This window comes from Streptosporangium sp. NPDC005286 (genome assembly GCF_040607515.1).
Classification (GTDB): domain Bacteria; phylum Actinomycetota; class Actinomycetes; order Streptosporangiales; family Streptosporangiaceae; genus Streptosporangium.
This window is the reverse complement of the sequence record NZ_JBEXGU010000176.1, coordinates 1-18,911: the sequence shown is the minus strand read 5'-3', so window position 1 is coordinate 18,911 and position 18,911 is coordinate 1. Positions and strand designations below refer to the sequence as shown.

At 71.5% G+C, this 18,911-nt stretch carries 14 protein-coding genes; 2 read left to right on the top strand and 12 right to left on the bottom strand.

Annotated features, from left to right (window positions below; genetic code table 11):
• On the top strand, nucleotides 1-668 hold a 668-nt coding region (locus tag ABZU75_RS38630), incomplete at its 5' end, for a methylmalonyl-CoA mutase family protein (protein WP_355565805.1).
• Between the two features lie 29 nt (nucleotides 669-697).
• Here the strand turns inward: ABZU75_RS38630 and ABZU75_RS38625 are convergent.
• The 3 genes from ABZU75_RS38625 to ABZU75_RS38615 are packed head-to-tail and all read right to left on the bottom strand — an operon-like array spanning nucleotide 698 to nucleotide 3,782.
• Nucleotides 698-1,357, bottom strand: coding sequence for a response regulator transcription factor (locus tag ABZU75_RS38625; RefSeq protein ID WP_355565801.1), 660 nt, complete (start codon nucleotides 1,355-1,357; stop codon nucleotides 698-700).
• The gene (locus tag ABZU75_RS38620; protein ID WP_355565798.1) at nucleotides 1,354-2,331 is read right to left on the bottom strand and encodes a histidine kinase; all 978 of its coding nucleotides are present in this window, start codon (nucleotides 2,329-2,331) and stop codon (nucleotides 1,354-1,356) included. The genes ABZU75_RS38625 and ABZU75_RS38620 overlap by 4 nt, the downstream gene beginning before the upstream one ends.
• Complete coding sequence (locus tag ABZU75_RS38615) at nucleotides 2,328-3,782, bottom strand: serine hydrolase domain-containing protein (protein WP_355565795.1); 1,455 nt, start codon at nucleotides 3,780-3,782, stop codon at nucleotides 2,328-2,330. The genes ABZU75_RS38620 and ABZU75_RS38615 overlap by 4 nt, the downstream gene beginning before the upstream one ends.
• A 386-nt stretch (nucleotides 3,783-4,168) precedes the next feature.
• Between ABZU75_RS38615 and ABZU75_RS38610 the strand changes: the two genes are divergently transcribed.
• Nucleotides 4,169-6,175, top strand: coding sequence for a glycosyl hydrolase family 28-related protein (locus ABZU75_RS38610; RefSeq protein WP_355565792.1), 2,007 nt, complete (start codon nucleotides 4,169-4,171; stop codon nucleotides 6,173-6,175).
• A gap of 143 nt (nucleotides 6,176-6,318) precedes the next feature.
• On the opposite strand, the gene ABZU75_RS38605 is transcribed toward ABZU75_RS38610, so the two are convergent.
• From ABZU75_RS38605 to ABZU75_RS38565, 9 genes are all read right to left on the bottom strand, one after another.
• Nucleotides 6,319-7,731 carry a carboxyl transferase domain-containing protein gene (locus tag ABZU75_RS38605; protein ID WP_355565789.1) on the bottom strand — a complete coding sequence of 471 codons (1,413 nt, stop codon included), beginning with the start codon at nucleotides 7,729-7,731 and terminating at the stop codon, nucleotides 6,319-6,321.
• The gene (locus ABZU75_RS38600) at nucleotides 7,728-9,524 is read right to left on the bottom strand and encodes an ABC transporter ATP-binding protein (protein WP_355565786.1); all 1,797 of its coding nucleotides are present in this window, start codon (nucleotides 9,522-9,524) and stop codon (nucleotides 7,728-7,730) included. The genes ABZU75_RS38605 and ABZU75_RS38600 overlap by 4 nt, the downstream gene beginning before the upstream one ends.
• Complete coding sequence (locus ABZU75_RS38595) at nucleotides 9,521-10,369, bottom strand: ABC transporter permease (protein ID WP_350926069.1); 849 nt, start codon at nucleotides 10,367-10,369, stop codon at nucleotides 9,521-9,523. The genes ABZU75_RS38600 and ABZU75_RS38595 overlap by 4 nt, the downstream gene beginning before the upstream one ends.
• A gap of 4 nt (nucleotides 10,370-10,373) precedes the next feature.
• Nucleotides 10,374-11,294: an ABC transporter permease gene (locus ABZU75_RS38590; protein WP_355565782.1), complete on the bottom strand. Its 921-nt coding sequence runs from the start codon at nucleotides 11,292-11,294 to the stop codon at nucleotides 10,374-10,376.
• Nucleotides 11,291-12,922 (bottom strand): ABC transporter substrate-binding protein, encoded by a 1,632-nt coding sequence (locus ABZU75_RS38585; RefSeq protein ID WP_355565779.1) that lies wholly within the window; start codon nucleotides 12,920-12,922, stop codon nucleotides 11,291-11,293. The genes ABZU75_RS38590 and ABZU75_RS38585 overlap by 4 nt, the downstream gene beginning before the upstream one ends.
• Before the next feature lie 147 nt (nucleotides 12,923-13,069).
• A complete protein-coding gene (locus tag ABZU75_RS38580) occupies nucleotides 13,070-13,480 on the bottom strand; it encodes a nuclear transport factor 2 family protein (RefSeq protein WP_355565776.1) in 411 nt (136 codons plus the stop codon).
• A gap of 14 nt (nucleotides 13,481-13,494) precedes the next feature.
• Nucleotides 13,495-13,902, bottom strand: coding sequence for an ester cyclase (locus ABZU75_RS38575; RefSeq protein ID WP_350926061.1), 408 nt, complete (start codon nucleotides 13,900-13,902; stop codon nucleotides 13,495-13,497).
• Nucleotides 13,903-13,912: 10 nt separating this feature from the next.
• On the bottom strand, nucleotides 13,913-14,689 hold the full coding sequence (locus ABZU75_RS38570; RefSeq protein ID WP_350926059.1) for an SDR family oxidoreductase: 777 nt from the start codon (nucleotides 14,687-14,689) through the stop codon (nucleotides 13,913-13,915).
• Nucleotides 14,686-18,900, bottom strand: coding sequence for an SDR family NAD(P)-dependent oxidoreductase (locus tag ABZU75_RS38565; RefSeq protein ID WP_355565772.1), 4,215 nt, complete (start codon nucleotides 18,898-18,900; stop codon nucleotides 14,686-14,688). The genes ABZU75_RS38570 and ABZU75_RS38565 overlap by 4 nt, the downstream gene beginning before the upstream one ends.
• Between the last annotated feature and the right edge of the window lie 11 nt (nucleotides 18,901-18,911).

The following is an 18,911-nucleotide window of genomic DNA, read 5'->3' as shown; positions in this document are numbered from 1 at the left end:
CCCAGGAGATGGACTTCAACGACATCCGCACCACGCTGCAGGCCCTCATCGCGATCTACGACAACTGCAACAGCCTGCACACCAACGCCTACGACGAGGCCGTCACCACCCCCACCTCCGAGTCGGTACGCCGCGCCCTGGCCATCCAGCTCATCATCAACCGCGAGTGGGGCCTGGCGATGAACGAGAACCCGTTGCAGGGCTCGTACATCATCGACCAGCTCACCGACCTGGTCGAGGAGGCCGTGCTGGAGGAGTTCGACCGGATCAGCGAGCGCGGCGGCGTGCTCGGCGCGATGGAGACCGGCTACCAGCGTGGCCGCATCCAGGACGAGTCGATGCTCTACGAGCAGCGTAAACACGACGGCAGCCTGCCGATCATCGGCGTCAACACCTTCCGCAATCCCGACGCCGGCGCCCGCAACGCCGGGCCGGTGGAACTCGCCCGCGCCACCGAGGACGAGAAGCGCTCCCAGCTGGAGCGGGTCGGCGCCTTCCAGGAACGCCACCGCGAGCAGGCGCACGTCGCACTGGCCGCGCTCAAGGAGGCCGCCCACGACGGCGAGAACATGTTCGCCGTGCTGATGGACACCGCCCGCGTCTGCAGCCTGCAGCAGATCACCGACGCGCTCTTCGAGGTGGGCGGCCAGTACCGGCGCAACGTCTGAGACACCGTGGTCCAGCCGGGGGTGCTCGGTCAGGTGTCCCCGGACACCAGACCCGCCTCGTAGGCGATGATCGCCGCCTGGACCCGGTTGCTCAGACCGAGCCGCAGCAGGATGGCGCTGACGTGGGATTTGACGGTGCCTTCCGAGAGGAACAGCTCGCGGCCGATGTCCTGGTTGGACATGCCCCGGCCGACGAGTGCGAGCACCTCGCGCTCCCGTGCGGTCAGCGACTCCACCTGCCTGCGTGCCGTACCCGCCCTGGAGAGCCTGCCGCCGCCCAGCTGCGCGATGACCTTCCGCGCGATCCTCGGCGACAGGTACGCCGCGCCGTCGGCGACCGCCCGTACCCCGATGATCAGCTCCCGGGGGTCGGCGGCCTTGAGCAGGAAGCCGGCGGCGCCCTCGTCGAGCGCTCTGGAGACGTACTCGTCCTCGTCGAACGTGGTCAGCATGATGACCGCGACCTGCGGCATGGTGGCACGCAGCTCGGCCGCGGCGGACAGGCCGTCGAGCCGGGGCATGCGGATGTCCAGCATCGCGATGTCCGGCCGGTGCGCGCGCGTCAACTCGATCGCCTCGCGCCCGTCGGCGGCTTCGGCGACCACCTCGATGCCCGCGTCGGTGGCCAGGATCGACTTCACCCCGGCCCGGATCATGGCCTCGTCGTCGGCCAGCACCACCCGGATCATCGGTGTCCCTCCGGCCTGGCCGGGAACCGCGCCGTCACGGTGAACCCGTCGTCATGGGGGCCGGCCGACAGCGTGCCGCCAAGCAGCCGGACCCGCTCGCGCATGCCTGTTATCCCGCTCCCCCCGACTGCCGGCGTCGGCGTGCCGGGGGCCGCGGAGTTGCGCACCGTGACGGTGACCGTCTCGTGGATCCGTTCCAGGAGGACGAGTACGTCCGCCCCGGGCGCGTGGCGGGCGGCGTTGGTCAGCGACTCCTGTACCACCCGGTGCGCGGCCCGGTCCGTCGGCGGCGGCAGGAGCGCACGCTCGCCGGTCTGGCGGAAGGCGACCGCCATCCCGGCGCCACGCGCGCGATCAACCAGTGTCTCGATGGACTCGTCCGGCGGCTCGGCCGGAATGGAGCCGCCCTCGCGCAGCACTCCGAGGGTGTGGCGGAGCCGGTCGGTCGCGGTGACCGCTGAGGCCCGCAGCTGAGCCGCCGCCTCCCGGTTCGGCTCGGTCATGCCGGCGGCCAGCTCCAGGGCTCCGGCGCGCAGCGCGATCAGTGCCAGTTCATGGCCGAGTGAGTCGTGCATGTCCGCGGCGATGCGGGCGCGCTCGCGAAGCGTGACGCGTTCGGCGATGAGCTCCTGCTCTCGCTGGAGCCGGGCGACCCGCTCCTGACCCGCCTTCACCAGCTCGGCCTGCTGCCGCCGGAACCGGCCGGCCAGCCACGGCAGCACCGTGAACAGGCCGAGGGCCATCAGCGCACCGGCTCCGGTCCAGAAGTCCAGCACGGTGTGGACGGCGCCGGGTATCGCGGCAACGGCCAGGAGCAGCCAGTCCCGCCGTACCGGCAGGTGGCGTCCGTGCAGGTAGGCCGCCACGGCCAGCACCGCGAAGAGAAGCTGCCGCCAGGTCGGGATGCCGTCGAGGTTCAGCCCGTTGAACAGGGCGAACCCCGCGATCAACACCAGGATCACACCGTTTCTCACCCGGTTGACACTACCGATCGCAGCCTCAGCAGCCGCATCGCGGTGGTGACGGCTCCCGCCGTCGCCGCGACCACCAGGGTGATCGTCATCGGCGCGGCGAAGTAGGTGAGCTGCTCCCAGGTGACCGTCCGGCCTCTCATCAAGAAAGAGACCAGGTCCGGATACGCGGCGAGCAGCGGCACCGGCAGCAGCACCGGGATCGTGCGCAGCGCGATCCACCAGCCGGGACTTCCGGCCCGCCTGCTCGCCCAGCGGCGCGACCGCAGCACGCCCAGCACCCCCAGACCCACCGCCGTCAACGCGATCAGGCCCAGGACCAGTTCGAACACCTGCCGGTCCCCGCCCGGCGCCTCTGGCGTCCCGCCCCGGCTCATCGCGACCAGGCCGGTGAGCACGTCGTAGGTGTCGTCGTGGAGGGCCGCGCTGTTGGTCATGACCGCGAAGCCGTACCCGGTGTCCGGGGCGATCGCCTGCACCGCGTTGTAGGTGAACAGGTTGCCCGAGTGCACGAGCAGCCTGGTGCCGTTCACGGTCTCCGAACCCCAGCCCATGCCGTAGTCACGCACCTGGGACGGGGTGTGCATGGTCGCAAGGCTCTCCGGCGTCACCGGCTGTTCGCCGTTGCCGGTCTGGCTGATCAGCCACCTGCCCATGTCGGCCGCGGTGCTGATGACTCCGCCACCACCGCTGTTGTTGAGAAAGCCGGGCAGCTCGGGCCGCGGCACCCAGACGCCGTACAGCGAGTTGAAACCCTCGGACGGCTGGACGGCCTGGTCGCTGACGGCGCTGCCGGTCATGCCGAGCGGACCGAAGACGTGCCGCTCCATGTAGTCGCCGAAGTCTCGTCCGCCGGCGACCTCGACCAGCCGGGCGGCCACGTCGTAGTTGACGTTGCAGTACTCCCAGCGCGTACCGGGGTCGGCGGCCAGCGTGCCGGTGCTCAGCGTGGACACGTAGTCGGCGAGCGACCTGGACCTCTCCGTCGCGCCGATGTCGACGGTGGTGTCGGACAGGCCCGACGTCTGGTTCAGCAGCTGCCGTACCGTGATTCCCGCGGCGCGCCGATCGGCCATGCGGAACTCCGGCAGTCGCCCGGCGACCGGCTCGTCCAGGGAGATCCTGCCGTCGTCGACCAGTGTCATGACGGCCATGGCGGTGAACGACTTGCTGACCGAGGCGACCCGCATCGGAGTGTTCTCGGTGACCGGTTCGCCGGCCGAGTCGCGCCCGTATCCGGCGGCGTGCACGATCTTGCCGCCGTGCGTCACGACGACGGACATCCCGGGCAGCCCGGTGGACTCCATGGTCCTGTCCAGGTAGGCGTCGATGTCGGCCGGGGTCGGCTCGGCGGCGGGTGGTCCGGCCTGCGCGGCGGGAGCCGCGGCCAGGGTCACTGTCAGGGTCACTGCCAGGCCGAGTCCCACTGCCAGGCCGATGAGGTCGCGTTTCATGCTGAAGAACCTAGAAACCGGCGGCCCCGGGGGTATCCGACGATCGGCCACGACCACCCCCGACGAAAGTCAGGTGCCCCGTGCGGACAGACAGGCGTCCGCCTCGCCTCCGGCCGGTCGTGTGTTGCGAGAACTTCACAACAACCCAGGACAGCTGCTGCAAGAACTTGATGGGCATGTGCAGCTAGAGAACAAGATTACGAAACTATTTCGCACGAGCCTTGTGGGGTGGGGTTCGGGGGTCCTAATGTCGCCTCACCTCAGGACGGTCGCTCCCCCCGGGCATCCTGAGGCGTTCACCCCCCGAGAGAAACGAGCATGCGATGTCACGGATCAGCACAGGAACCGCGGCGAGGTGGTCCGGCAGGCCACCGCGGAGGGCCACGGTGGCGGTCGCAGCGGTGACCGCGGTTACCGTCGGTCTCAGCGTCGTGCTCGGTGGCACGGCCCTTGCCGACAGGAACACGAACGGAGCCTCGACGCCCACGGTGACTCGCGCCGGCCTCGACCCGTCACTCGTCGCGGGCCGGGGCGCGAGCGTCGACTTCGCCGAGCAGGAGGCGGAGAACGCCGCGACGAACGGCACGGTCATCGGCCCGGACCGCACCGCGTACACGCTGCCGTCGGAGGCGTCGGGCCGCAGAGCGGTCAAGCTGACGCCCGGGCAGCACGTCGAGTTCACCCTGCCGAGCGCGGCCAACGCGATCACCGTGCGCTACAGCATCCCGGACGCCCCCAACGGCGGCGGCATCACCGCGCCGCTCAACGTCACGGTGAACGGCGGGGCCAGGAAGTCCATGACCCTCACCTCGCAGTACGCGTGGCTGTACAACCAGTATCCGTTCTCCAACGACCCGAACGCCGACCTGCTCCACCCCGACTGGTGGATCACCGAGTGCGCCTGCGTGCCCGCCGCCACCACGCCCACTCCGGCGATCACCAAGCCGTTCCGCCCGAGCCACTTCTACGACGAGCAGCGCCTCCTGCTCGGCAGGACCTACCGCGCCGGTGACAGGGTGCGGCTCACGGTTCCCGCCGGGAGCAACGCCGCCTGGACGGTCATCGACCTGCTCGACTCGCACCTCGTCGGCGCTCCGCACGTCAGGCTCGTCGCGGCGAACGTGCTGGCCTTCGGCGCCGACCCGCTCGGGCGGCGCGACTCCGCCGACGCGTTCGACAGGGCGATCGCCTTCGCCAAGAGTAAGCGCCTCAAGGTCTACATCCCGCCGGGCACCTACCAGGTGAACCGCCACATCATCGTCGACGACGTGACGATCGAGGGCGCGGGCAACTGGTACACGATCATCAAGGGCCGCGAGGTCACACTGCCCGCGCCGGCCCCCGACGGCTCGGTGCACACCGGCGTCGGCTTCTACGGCAAGGACGCCTCGGCCGGTGGCAGCGACAACGTCCACCTGTCCGGCTTCGCGATCGAAGGCGACGTCCGCGAGCGCATCGACACCGACCAGGTGAACGGCGTCGGCGGGGCGATGAGCAACTCGACCGTCAACGGCCTCCACATCCGCCACACCAAGGTGGGCCTGTGGTTCGACGGACCGATGACGAACCTTAAGATCACCAACAACGTCATCGTCGACCAGATCGCCGACGGTCTCAACTTCCACACCGGCGTCACGAACTCGGTCGTGTCGAACAACTTCATCCGCAACTCCGGAGACGACGGCCTGGCGATGTGGTCGGAGAAGACCTCCAACGCCGGCAACACCTTCGACCACAACACCGTGCAGACGCCCGTCCTCGCGAACGGCATCGCCGTCTACGGCGGTACCGACAACACCGTCTCGAACAACCTCGTCGCCGACCCGATCCGGGAGGGCAGCGCCATCCAGGTCGGCTCCCGCTTCGGCGCCGAGGCCTTCGCCGGGCACCTGTGGGTCAAGGACAACACCACGGTCCGGGCCGGTACCTACGAGCTGAACTGGAACATCGGCCTGGGAGCCATCTGGTTCTACGCGCTGGAGAAGAACATCGACGCCGACATCCAGGTGGTCGGCAACCACTTCCTCGACAACACCTACAACGCGATCATGCTGGTCAGCGACTGGCCGGTGAAGGACCTGTACTCGATCACCAACGTCCACTTCAAGGACACCAGGGTCGACGGCACCGGTACCTCCGTGGTCAGCGCCCGGGTGAAGGGCTCGGCGTCCTTCGAGAACGTGGACGCCCGCAACGTCGGCGCGGTCGGCGTCAACAACTGCGGGGCGTTCAACTTCCCGTCCACCGGCTCGGAGTTCTCGCTGACGGACCTCGGCGGCAACGACGGGGGCGGCACCACCGGCCCCTGGCTCGCAGCGTGGGAACTGCCGAACACCATCACCTGCGACGACCGTCCGCCGGTCGTCGCGCCTCCGGCGCCGTCGGCATGGTGACGGCGTTCTAGACGCCGCCGATCCGCTCGGTCGGCCGTCCGGGGAAACCCCGGGCGGCCATCCGGGGTTTCCCCGGTCGGCGGCCGGTGTCCGGCTTCGGCCGGAAGGACACCGGCCGCCGACCGGTCAAAGGGGGCGGCGCGTCAGAGCGGGATGTTCCCATGCCGGCCGCGGGACTCGGGGATGGCGGCGAAGGCCGCCACCAGCCGCCGCCGGGTGTCGGCGGGGTCGATGACCTCGTCGATCACGCCGAGGGAGAGCGCGCGATCGACGCCGCCGGCCACCCGGCGGTGCTCCTCGACGAGCGCGCCGCGCAGCGCCTCCCGCTCGGTCTCCGGGGCCGCGGCGAGCCTCTTGCGGTGCAGCACGTTGACCGCGGGTTCGGCCGCCATCACGGCGACCTCCGCGTCCGGCCAGGCGAAGACGGCGTCGGCCCCCAGGGAGCGGGAGTTCATCGCGATGTAGGCGCCCCCGTAGGACTTGCGGGTGACCAGGGTGACCCGGGGCACCACGGCCTCGCCGAAGGCGTGCAGCAGCTTGGCACCTCGCCGTACGACTCCCTCCCACTCCTGTCCCACCCCGGGAAGGTAGCCGGGAACATCGACGATCACGAGGAGAGGCAGCCCGAAGGCATCGCAGGTACGAACGAACCGGGCGGCCTTCTCCGCACTGAGGGAGTCCAGGCAGCCGCCCTTGCGCAGCGGGTTGTTGGCGACGACGCCGACGGCGCGTCCACCAAGCCTGCCGAGGCCGATCACCATGTTGGGCGCCCACTTCGGCTGGAGCTCCTCCAGCGCGTCACCGCCTCCGTCGAGGATCCGCCGGAGCAGTGGCCGCACGTCGTACGCGCGGCGCGGCTGGTCGGGGAGCAGCCCGGCCAGGCCGGGGTCGGCCCCGGCGGCCTGGCGCGGGTCGAACTCGCCGGGACGCGCCAGCAGGCCGGTGATGCGGCGGGCCCGCAGGTAGGCCGCGGACTCCGACTCGGTCACCACGTGGACGACACCCGACTTGCGGGAGTGCACCTCCGGGCCGCCGAGCCCGGCCATGTCGATCCGCTCGCCGGTGACGGTGTGGACGACGTCGGGCCCGGTGACGAACACCCGTCCCTCCTCCGACATGATCACGATGTCGGTGAGGGCCGGCCCGTAGGCCGCCGCGCCCGCCGCCGGGCCCAGCACCACCGAGATCTGCGGAACCCGTCCCGAGGCGCGGATCATGGCCTGGAACATGCGCCCCACTCCGTCCATGGACTCCACACCGTCGGCCAGGCGAGCGCCACCGGAGTGCCAGAGCCCGACCACCGGCCACCGGCGGACGACGGCCTCGTCGATCGCCGAGGCGATCCGCAGCGCGCCGTCCATGCCCAGCGCGCCGCCCATCGTGGTGGCGTCGGTGCAGTACGCCAGCACCGGAGACCCGCCGACCCGGCCGCGCACCGCGGTGACGCCGCTGCCGTCGGGTTCGTGCGCCGGGACCGTCGACCCCTCGTCCAGCAGCCGGGCCAGCCGTACCAATGGGGACCGGTGGTCCGGCGCCACCTCGGTGGTGATCGTCATCGTCGGCTCCGTTCCGGTGCGAGGGTGGGGACAGCGGCGAGCAGTTCCGTGGTGTACGGCTCGGAGGGGTGGGCGAACACGTCCGCGACGTCTCCCGTCTCGACGATCCGCCCGTCCTTCATCACCGCGATCCGATCGCTGACGTGGTGGATGACGCCGAGGTCGTGCGAGATGAACAGCATCGCCACCGCCAGGTCGCGTTGCAGTGTGGCGAGCAGGTCGAGGATCTGCGCCTGGATCGAGACGTCGAGCGCCGACACCGGCTCATCGCAGACGATCACCTCCGGTGACGGGGCCAGCGCCCGGGCGATGGCGACCCGCTGCCGCTGGCCGCCGGACAGTTCGAGCGGGTGGCGTCCCGCCGTGGCCGCCGGCAGCCCGACCTGGTCGAGCAGCTCGACGACCCGGTCGCGGCGTTCCCTGCGCCGGGCACCGGTCAGGGCCACCGCCTCGCCGACGATCCGCCCGACCGGGTAGCGGGGGTCGAACGAGCCGAGCGGATCCTGGTAGATGGCCTGGATCCGGCGCCGCCTCGTTCTGCGGTCGCGCTCGGGCACGCCGCTCCACGGCTCGCCACCGAGCCGTACGACACCCTCGTCGGGTTCCAGCAGGCCGAGCGCGATGCGGGCGGCGGTCGTCTTGCCCGATCCGGACTCGCCGACCAGACCCAGCGTTTCCCCCGCTCTGAGCTGGAACGACACATCCCTGACCGCGTCCTGCCAGCCCCCGTCGGGGGTGCGGAACCGCTTGGAGAGGCCCTCGGCCGCCAGCACCACGGCCCCCCGCTCGCGAGGTTCCGGCCGCGCCGCGGCGGGCCGGGCGGGCCGTGGTACCGGCGCGAGGACGCGCGAGGCGGGATGCCGGCACAGGACCCGATGCCCCGCCTCGACCTCGGCGGTATCCGGGAGCTTGTCTCGGCACTGCTGGTCGGCGTGCGCGCAGCGGGCGGCGTACGGGCATCCGCCCGGTCCCGGCGCGGGCCGCCCGGCCGCCGCGACGGACAGCGCCGCGCCCTTGGCGTGGGCTGCGGGCACGGCGGCGATGAGCGCCTGGGTGTACGGATGCCGGGGATCGGCGAGCAGCCGGGCGGCCGGGCCCTCCTCGACGATCAGCCCGCCGTACATGACGGCGATGCGGTCGGCGAGCCTGGACACCACGGCCAGGTCGTGGCTGATCAGCAGGAGGGCCGCGCCGCTCTCCGTCAGCCCGCGCAGCAGCGCGAAGATCTGCGCCTGCACGGTGACGTCCAGCGCGGTGGTGGGCTCGTCGGCCACGAGCAGGCGCGGTCCCGCGGCGATCACGGACGCGATGAGCGCCCGCTGCCGCAGACCGCCGGAGAGCTCGTGCGGGTGCTGGCGCGCCCGCCGGGCCGGGTCGGGGATGCCGACGTCGGCCAGCAGCGACAGCACCCGCTCGCCGATGCCCGCCCGGTCCACGACCCGGTGGGTGCGCAGCGTCTCGGCGACCTCGGCTCCGACGGTCCTGAGCGGGTCCAGCGACACCAGCGCGTCCTGGAGCACCAGGCCGATCCGGCGGCCCCGGACCGCGCGCCAGCCCGACTCGGTCAGGGCCGTCAGGTCGTCGCCCTCGAAGGTGAGCCGGCGGGCACTGACCGAGGCCCGCTCGCCGGCCAGGCCGACGAGGGTGCGCGCGGTGACGCTCTTGCCGGAGCCCGACTCCCCGACGATGGCCAGGCACTCGCCGGGCGCGACCGCGAACGACACGTCCCGCACCGCGTGGATCCGCTCGCCGTCGAGATGGAAGACGACGTCGAGTCCTTCGACCACGATCACCGCGTCCTCCTGGTGAAGCGGCTCTGGGCGGAGCGGCCGATCACGTTCACGGCGATCACCGTGGCCGTGATGGCCGCTCCGGGGAACAGCCCGATCCACCAGGCCGTCTGCAGGAAGTCACGGCCCTCCGACAGCATGGCTCCCCATTCCGGTGCGGGCGGCCTCGTGCCGAAGCCGAGGAAGCTCAGCCCGGATCCGGCGATGAGCGCCGTGCCGAAGCCGACGCCTGCCAGCACCAGCAGCGGGCCGAGGGCGTTGGGCAGGATGTGCCGCACGATCAGCGTCGAGCGCCGCAGCCCGAGCCCGCGGGCCGCCTCGACGTACCCCGACCTGCGCACCACCAGGGCCTCGGCGCGGACGACCCGCGCGTACCCGGGGACGAAGGCGATGGCGATGGCCAGCACCACGTTGGCGGTCCCGCCGCCCAGGACGGTGATCACAAGCAGGGCGACCAGGAGCTGGGGCAGTGAGAGCAGGATGTCGGCCACCCGCATGACCGCCTGGTCGGCCAGGCGCCCGCCCAGCGCGGCGGCGAGGCCGAGCACCGCTCCCCCGATGACGGCGAGACAGGTCGAGCCCAGCCCCAGGAGCAGGGACGGCCGGGCGCCGTGGACGACCCGGGTGAACAGGTCGCGGCCGAGCTGGTCGGTGCCGAACCAGTGCTCGGCGCCGGGTGGTAGCAGGGCATGGACGGGATCGATGGTGATCGGCGAGGACGCGGCCAGCAGTTCCGGCGCGAGGGCGGCCAGCGCGATCGGGACGAGCACGGCCCAGGCGAGCACCGACGGCCCGCGCCGGACGGCGAGCCCCCAGCGGGCGGGGATACGGACGGAGAGCGGCGCCACGCGATCACCCGGCCCGTAGCCGCGGATCGATGAGCGCGTACAGCAGGTCGACGACCGTGGAGATGAGGACGAACACGAAGGCCGACAGCAACACCACGCCCATCACCACCGGCATGTCCTTGTTTCCCACCGCCTGCAGCGTGAGCGCGCCGATGCCCGAGCGGCCGAAGACCGTCTCCACCAGGACGGCGCCGCCGAGCAACGTCCCGACGAGCCATCCCGTGAGGGTGGCGAGCGGCACCGCCGCGTGCCGGAGCGCATGACGTAGCCGGACGGCGGTCTGGCCCAGGCCCCGCGCCCGAGCGGTGATCGCGAACGGCTGCGCCAGCGCGGTCTCAAGCCCCTCGCGCAGCACCTGCGCGAGGACACCGGCGATCGGCAGGGCCAGGGTGAGCGCGGGCAGCACCAGCGCCGCCAGGTCCTGCGCGCCGATGACGGGGAAGAGCCGGAGCTGGAAGGAGAACGCGGTCAGCAGCAGGATGCCCAGCCAGTACGAGGGCAGCGAGACGGCCACCAGTTCCCAGGCCGTCGCCACGGCCCGCACGCCGCGGCGCCGTCCGGCCGTCGCCACCGCCGACACCAGCGCGATCAGGACGGCGAGGGCGATCGCGGCCGCGGCGAGCTGCACGGTGGCGCCGAGCTGGTCGCCGATCAGCTGCCATACCGGCCGCTGGAGCTGGTACGAGGAGCCCAGGTCGCCGGTGACGACCTTGCCCAGGTAGCCGAGGTACTGGATGAGCACCGGCCGGTCGAACCCGAACTCGGCCCTGATGTGCTGCCTGACCTCGGCCGATGCCGTGGTGGCCGGCCCCAGCAGGGTCGCGACGGGGTCTCCCGGGATGAGCTGGAGGGCGACGAAGGCGAGGGTCGCGGCGCCGTACAGCACCGCGAGCCCTGCCCCCAGCCGCTTGGCCAGAGTCCTCACTGCGCCGTCTTGGCGAGCCACACGTCGTAGAACAGCGGCCAGGCGTTGGAATCGAGCGTGAGCCCGCGTACCTGCTTGCCGAGGCCGAGCACCTGCGACTGGGTGTAGACGGGGATCACCAGCGCGAGGTCGACGGCACGCTGCTGGGTCTTGCCGTACACGTCCTTCCTGACGGTCTCGTCAAGGGTGGCCCGGCCCTGGTCGGTCCACGTGGTCAGGTCGGGGTCGTTGAGGAACGTGGCGTTCTGCCCGCCCTTCTGGGGCCGGCTGGCGCCGTTGAACAGGAGCCACAGCACGTCCGGTTCGAAGCGCGACCAGCTGTAGTCGGCCAGGTCGGCCTTGCCGCCGTAGACCCGCTCAAGGTAGGTGCCGATGTCGGCCTGGGGCCGGGTGACCTCGACGCCGATCTTCTTGAGGTCGGCCTGGAACGCCTGCCCGAGGATGTCGCGCTGGTCGCGCACGTACTGGGCGGGCAGCAGCGGCCAGTCGACGACCAGGCGCTTGCCGTCCTTCGTCCGGTAGCCGTCGGCGTCCCTGCCGGTCCAGCCGGCCTCGTCCAGCAGCTTGCCGGCCAGGGCCTGGTCGTACGGCCAGCTGTTCTCCAGCGCCGCGTTGTAGCCGGGGGTGGTCGGCGCCAGCGGGCTCCACGCTCTGGCGAACCGACCGAAGTAGAGCGCCTTGACGTTGGTGTCGACGTCGATCCCCCGTTGGAGCGCCTTGCGGACCTTCTCGTCGTTGAGGGGAGGCTTGGAAGCGTTCAAGTAGATGCTGTAGTTCCCACCGGGATAGTCGGCCTTGAGCAGCGAGAGGTCGGCGTTGGCCTCGACGGTCTTCGCGTTGGCCGGCGGGATCGCCGCGGCGACGTCGATCTGGCGGCTGTTCAGCGAGCCGACCCGGACCGAGGCCTCCGGCAGGAACCGGACGGTCAGCTTGTCGAGGTAGGCGGGACCTGTGTGGCCACCGGTGCCGGGGGCCCAGGCGTAGTCGGCGTTCCTGGTCAGGACCGCCTCCTGGCCCTTGGTGTAGCCGGTGAACACGAACGGTCCGGTGCCGACGCCGACGGCCCCGCCGGAGCCGAGCGTGGTCGCGTTGGCCGCGATCGTCTTCGGCGAGTAGAAGCCGAGGTAGGCCGTGCTCGCGGCCTGCAGGAACGGTGCGAAGGGCGCGGAGAACTCGACCTTCACCGTGTGCGGGTCGACGATCGTGGTCCCGGTGTAGGGACCGAGGAGGTTGGAGGCGAGCTGTGACTTGGTCGCGGGGTCGGCGATGCGATCGAAGTTGACCTTCACCGCTTCCGCGTCGAAGGGCTTGCCGTCGTGGAACTTGACGTCCTTGCGGAGGCGGAAGGTGTAGCTCTTGAGATCGGGAGCCACCTCCCAGGACTCGGCGAGCCACGGGTGGAACCTGCCCGAGGAGTCCTCGGCGATCAGTGAGTCGAAGACGTTGCGGAGGATCGCCCCGGTGATGTCCTGCGAGCTGACGTGAATGTCGAAGGAGACCGGTTCGGTGTCGGCCGCGAAGGTCAGCGACCCGCCCCTGACGGGAGCGGCCGACACCGAACCGCTCGTGCCGCCGGAGGAGGTGGCGGGCGAGCCGCAGGCGGCCAGCAGGAGCATGGCGCCGGCCATCACCCCGATTCTGGTTCGCGACGACAGCCCGAATTTTTTGAGCACGTGCATTTCACCGCTCCGGCGGGTTGGTAATAGAAGGAGTCGGAATTGACTTTTGCCGAAAGATTAAACCGGGGTTCGCGCCGGAAACACCCCTAGTAACCCCTAGCCGGAAATTCCATTGGCCAGTGGATATCGGGGAACGGAGACCCGCAGCCCGATGCGCCACCCCTGGGGGGTGCGCCGCAGAACGTCGAGGTAGTCGCCGTTGTGCACGCTCCCGTCGGGAAGCACCGCGAGGTATCGGCTCCGCGCCCTGACGACACCGTCGCCGTCCACGAAGACGTGCGTGTCAAGGGTCTGGTGGTCAGGCCCGTGCGGCCTCAGGCTCAGCGCGAACTCGCCGATGGCGGGCAACCCGCGCACGGAGCGCCCGGCTCCCCTGGTCAGCTTGATCACCGCGTCCTCGGTGAACACCCGGCCGAGGTCGGCGACCTCTCCGTTGTCGAAGAGGTGGGAGAACAACGCGAGCGTCCCGCGAATGCCGGAAACGTCCTCCAGTGATAATTCATCCATTTATCGGCGCCCGTTCAGGAGATCTGCTGGATGATACCGAGGCGGTCCGGAAGAACGTTGTACCGCACGATCTTCCCGTCCTTGAACGTTATCCGGCTGACGCTGTTTCCAATGAAATGCCGTCCGCTCGCGGGGACGCCGAACAGGGGAGCGCGGTGGACGCCCTCGATCCGCCAGAAGACCACCACCCGGTCGCCTTCCGCGATCAGGTCCGTGACGGTGGCCTTGACGTTCTCGACGGTCTGCCAGACCCCCCGGATGTGGTCGCGGAAGTCCTCCCTGCCTCCGGGTCCGGCTCCCGGCGGGATCGTCTCGTCGACGGCGTCCTCGGCGATGATCTCCTCAAGCAGCTCCGGGCGCCGCAGAGTGATCAACTCCTCGTAGAGGCGCCGCGCCACGTCCTTGTTCGTTTCCGTGCTCATCGTGAGACTCCTATCTGGGCGCGTCGCCCGGGAAGGCGGGCGGGAGCAGGATGCCGTTGTTGGCGCTGAGGCCGCCGTCGACGGGGATGGTGACGCCGGTGACGTACGACGCGGCGGGCGAGGTCAGGAACCAGACGACCTCGGCCTGCTCGCGTGGCTCCGCCCAGCGCCGCTGCGGGATGCGCTCGGTCACCGCCGGTCCGAGCGTGGGGTGAGACAGTACGCCCGCGGTCAGCGCGGTCACCGTCCCGCCGGGGGCGATGGCGTTGACCCTGATGTTCTCCACCGCGTAGTCGATCGCCGCGCCGCGCACCAGGTTGATCACCGCCGCCTTGGAGGCGTTGTACGCCCAGGTGAGCGGATCACCGCCCAGGCCCGAGACCGACGAGGTCACCACGATCGAGCCCCCACCCGCCGTTCGCAGGGCCGGCAGCGAGGCCCGGATGCCCAGCGCCGTGCCGCGCACGTTGACGGCGAGGATCCGGTCGAACCGTTCGATGGCCCCGGGCGACTCCAGGGGCCCGGCGCCGCTGATCCCGGCGTTGAGCACCACCGCGTCCAACCGCCCGAACTCGCGGACGGCGAGGTCGACCATGGCGGCGTTGGTCTCCTCGGTGGACACGTCCCCGACGAGCGGGACGACGCCGTGGAGGGCGGAGAGCTTCTCCAGCCCCTCCCCCGCCACGTCGACCGCGACGACCCGGACGCCCCTGTCGGCGAACAGCTCCGCGGTGGCCCTTCCGATGCCGGACGCGGCACCGGTGACGACCGCTACCTGAACACTCATGCGTTCCTCTCCTGTGTGGACGGGACGAGCGCGTCGATCCACGAGCGGACCGCCGCCACCGTCGTCTCGGAGTGCTCTTCGAGCACTGTGAAATGGTCGCCGGGCACATCGACGGTCTCGTGCGGCAACGGCCAGAAGGCCCGCCAGTCGAGCCGTCCGGTGGGGTCGACGACGGTGCCGCGCAGCGGCTCCTCCGCTCGGACGACGAGGGTCCTGGCGCCGATCGGCTTGGGCTGCCAGTCGGCCAGGATCCGGCCGTACGCGCCCATGGTGGTGAGGCTCGCGTCGCTCCAGACCATCCGGTAGCGCTCGATGCGCTCCACCATCCCGGTGAGCATCGCGGCCAGCCACCAGTCCCGCATGCCCTCCAGCGTCGGGCTCTCGATCGGGTAGGAGTCGATCAGGACGAGCCCGGCCGCCGGGATGCCGCGGTTCTCCAGCTCGGCCGCCACCGAATGCGCGATACAGCCGCCCATGGACCGGCCGAGGATCACGAACGGGCCGTCGCCGACCAGCCGCTCCACCGTGTCGGCGTGCATCTGGACGAACGTCTCCTCGCTGTCGGGCAGGAGGTCGTCCGGCGCGTATCCGGGTGACGGCACCACGTGGACGTCCCGCTCGCCGCGCATGGCGTGGCCGAAGCGGGCGTACTCGTGCGGGCCGGAGATGGCGCTGACCGCCGGGAAGCAGACCAGCGTGACCGGCGCGTCGCCGGAGGCCAGCCGGATCGGCGAGATGGCGTGCCGGGCGGCCTCCGCCGCGCCGAAGCTCGACCGCAGGTAGGAGACCACGCCGATCAGCTCGGCGGCGGCGGCGAACTCGCCCCGGCCGCACAACTGGCGGTAGAGGTCGGAGAGCGGCCCCTGCCCTGCCGCCGAGGTCTCCGCCGCGGGCACGTCGGGCGTGGGAACGCTCACGAGCTCCGGTAGCAGGTAGCCGACGAGGGCCTCGGGCGTGGGGTGGTCGAAGGTGACCGTCGCGGACAGCCGCAGGCCGGTCAGCGCGTCCAGCCGGTTGCGCAGCTCGACGGCGGTGAGCGAGTCCAGCCCGAGGTCGTTGAACGGGCGATCCGGCACGACGGCCCCGGCCGACGCGCCCAGGACCGCCGCCACCTCCGCCGTGACCACGTCGAGCACGGCTTGAGCGTGCTGTTCCTCGGGCAGCCTGGCCAGACGGTGGGCCAGCGCGGGGCCGGTCGCCGTGGAGGTCCTGGCCGCTCGCCGTAGCGGCCTGACCAGATCGCGCAGCAGCGGGGGCGGTTCCGCTCCGCCCGCCCGCAGCGCGGTGAGGTCGAGCGGGGCGGGGACGAGGAACGCGTGGTCGAGCCGGAGCGCGGCGTCGAACAGCGCCAGCCCCTCCGCGTCGGCAAGGGCCCGGATCCCGGCGCGCGCGGCGCGGGCACGGTCGGCGTCGGTCAGGTGCGCGGTGACGCCGCTCGGCCGCGCCCACATACCCCATGCCAGTGAGAGCGCGGGCAGTCCGAGAGCCCTGCGATGTACGGCCAGTGCGTCCAGGAAGGTGTTGGCCGCCGCGTAGCCGCCCTGTCCCGGCCCGCCGAGGAGCGCGGCGACGGAGGAGTAGAGGACGAAGGCGGCCAGGTCGTGGTCGCGGGTCAGCTCGTGCAGGTTCCAGGCGGCGTCGACCTTGGGACGCAGCACGTCGTCGACGCGGTCCGGTGTGAGCGAGGTGATCACGCCGTCGTCGACGATGCCGGAGGTGTGCACGACCGCCGTCAGCGGATGAGCCGCCGGGATGCCGGCCAGCACCGCGGAGAGGGAGTCCCGGTCGGCGGCGTCGGCCGCCACGACGGCGACCCGCGCGCCGAGCCCGGCCAGTTCCTCGCTGAGTTCGGCGACCCCGGGGGCCTGCTCTCCCCGCCTGCCCACGAGCACCAGATGGCGGACTCCGCGCACGGCCACCAGGTGCCGGGCGAGCTCGCCCGCCAGGGCGCCCGTGCCCCCGGTGATCAGCACGGTCCCCTCGGGGTTCCACCGCCGCCCCTCGGTGTCCGGTGCCGCCATCCGGGCGAGCCGGGGGGCGAGCACCCTGCCGTTCCTGACGGCCACCTGTGGCTCACCGGAACCGAGGGCGGCGGCGACCGCCTCCCTGACGGCGTCGGGTGACGCGTCCGCGACATCGACGACGACGATCCGGCCGGGATGCTCGGCCTGCGCGGACCTGACCAGCCCCCAGACCGGTGCCGTCACGACGTCGGGACTCTCCTCCTCCGCGGTGGCCACCGCGTTCCTGGTCACGACGACAAGCCGTGACGACTCCGGCCGTCCGGGAGAGAGCCACTCGCGCAGGAGCCCGAGTACCCGGTTCACCTGATCGTGCACGGCGGCCGGCAGATCGGCCGGCTCGAACTCGGTCCCCGGCACGAGGACGACGTCGGGTTCCGGACCGGTCCGCGGGGTCGCGACGGCCACCTCCGCCCAGGTCAGCTGGAACAGCGCGTCGCGTTCGGCGGGCCGGGCCGCCCGGAGCTGTCCGGCCGAGATCAGCCGGGCCCGAAGGGAGTCGACGGTCGCCACCGGGGTGCCCGAGGCGTCGGCGGCGTGCAGGGACAGCTCGTCCTCGCCGTGCAGCGTCAGCCGGACGCGCAGAGCCGCCGCCCCCGAGGCGTGCAGCCGTACGCCGCTGTAGGCGAAGGGCAGGCGGTTCTGGCCGGGTGGGCTGTCGCGCAGCCCGTGGTGGGCCGCGATGTGCAGCGCCGCGTCGAGCAGGGCGGGGTGGATTCCAAAGAGCCCCGCCTCCGCCCGCCGCGGCTCGGGAAGTTCGACCTCGGCGAAGAACGCGTCCGCCGCGCGCCAGGCCGCTCTCAGTCCCTGGAAGGCGGGCCCGTACGACAGACCGGCCTCGGCGAGTACCGGGTAGACGTCGTCGATCTCGACGGGTGTCGCACCCTCCGGCGGCCACACCTCCAGCGATACCGGCTCCTCCCTCGGTGCCGTCGCGAGGAATCCCGCGGCGTGCCGCGTCCACTCCGCTCCTTCTTGGGCCTCGGCGGGGCGCGAGTACACCGCGACGGAGCGGCGGCTCGCGTGGTCGAGCCCGCCGACGGCGACCTGGACGTGCACCGCCCCGCGTTCGGGGAGCACGAGGGGGGCCTCGATCACCAGCTCGTCCAGGGTGTCGAGACCGACCTCGTCACCGGCCCTGACGGCGAGCTCCACCAGGGCGGTGCCCGGCACGATGACGGTGCCCATGACCGCGTGGTCGGCCAGCCAGGGATGGGTCCGCAGCGAGAGCCGCCCGGAGAGCAGGGTCGCGTCGACGTCGGCGAACGCCACGGCGGCGCCCAGCAGCGGATGGTTCGCCGGGGCCAGCCCCAGACCCGAGGCGTCTGCCACTCCCTGCTGCGCGGATTCGAGCCAGTAGCGCCGGTGCTGGAAGGCGTAGGTGGGCAGGTCCACCTTGCCCGCACCGGGAAAGACCACCTCCCAATCGATCGGACTGCCATGCACGAACGCGTGACCCAGCGCGGTCACCACCGAGACCTCCTCCGACCGCTCCCGCCGCAACACCGGCACCACCACCCGCTCCGGCGACAACACCTGCCGCGCCATCGCCGACAACACCCCGTCAGGACCCAGCTCCAGGAACGTCGTCACCCCCGCCGCATCGAGGGTGGTCACCGCGTCGGCGAACCGGACCGGCTGCCTTACCTGCCGTGTCCAGTAGGCCGGATCACCCAGCTCACCACCGGTCACGGCCCGCCCGGTCAACGTCGACACCACCGCGATCCGCGGCTCGGCGAACCTCACCGCCTCCAGCACCCGCTGAAACTCCGCCAGCATCGGCTCCATCCGCACCGAGTGAAACGCATGACCGACCGCCAAACGACGGGTCCGCCGCCCGGTGAACCCGGCCACCAGCGCCGACACCAGGTCCTCATCCCCGGAGACCACCACCGACGAAGGACCGTTCACAGCCGCGATCCCCACCCCACGCGTACCCGCCGGCTCCGCCGACGTGTCCGGCACTCCGATCGCGGCCTTCGTCGTACCGGCCGCCCCCGGAACATCCGGGGTATCCGGGGTATTCGCCCTGGCCAGCCCTGCCAGAGCGTCGAGCACCTCCTGTTCGGTGGCCTCGATCGCGGCCATCGCCCCACCAACCGGCAGCGCCTGCATCAACCGGCCCCGCGCCGCCACCACCCTGGCCGCATCCGCCAGCGACCACACCCCCGCCACATGAGCCGCCGACAACTCCCCAACCG

What these genes read in the sequence shown, in the direction of transcription:
- ABZU75_RS38570 (WP_350926059.1), bottom strand. Translation starts at nt 14,689, where the DNA reads ATGAGTGTTCAGGTAGCGGTCGTCACCGGTGCCGCGTCCGGCATCGGA.
- ABZU75_RS38575 (WP_350926061.1), bottom strand. Translation starts at nt 13,902, where the DNA reads ATGAGCACGGAAACGAACAAGGACGTGGCGCGGCGCCTCTACGAGGAG.
- ABZU75_RS38625 (WP_355565801.1), bottom strand. Translation starts at nt 1,357, where the DNA reads ATGATCCGGGTGGTGCTGGCCGACGACGAGGCCATGATCCGGGCCGGG.
- ABZU75_RS38605 (WP_355565789.1), bottom strand. Translation starts at nt 7,731, where the DNA reads ATGACGATCACCACCGAGGTGGCGCCGGACCACCGGTCCCCATTGGTA.
- ABZU75_RS38580 (WP_355565776.1), bottom strand. Translation starts at nt 13,480, where the DNA reads ATGGATGAATTATCACTGGAGGACGTTTCCGGCATTCGCGGGACGCTC.
- ABZU75_RS38615 (WP_355565795.1), bottom strand. Translation starts at nt 3,782, where the DNA reads ATGAAACGCGACCTCATCGGCCTGGCAGTGGGACTCGGCCTGGCAGTG.
- ABZU75_RS38585 (WP_355565779.1), bottom strand. Translation starts at nt 12,922, where the DNA reads ATGGCCGGCGCCATGCTCCTGCTGGCCGCCTGCGGCTCGCCCGCCACC.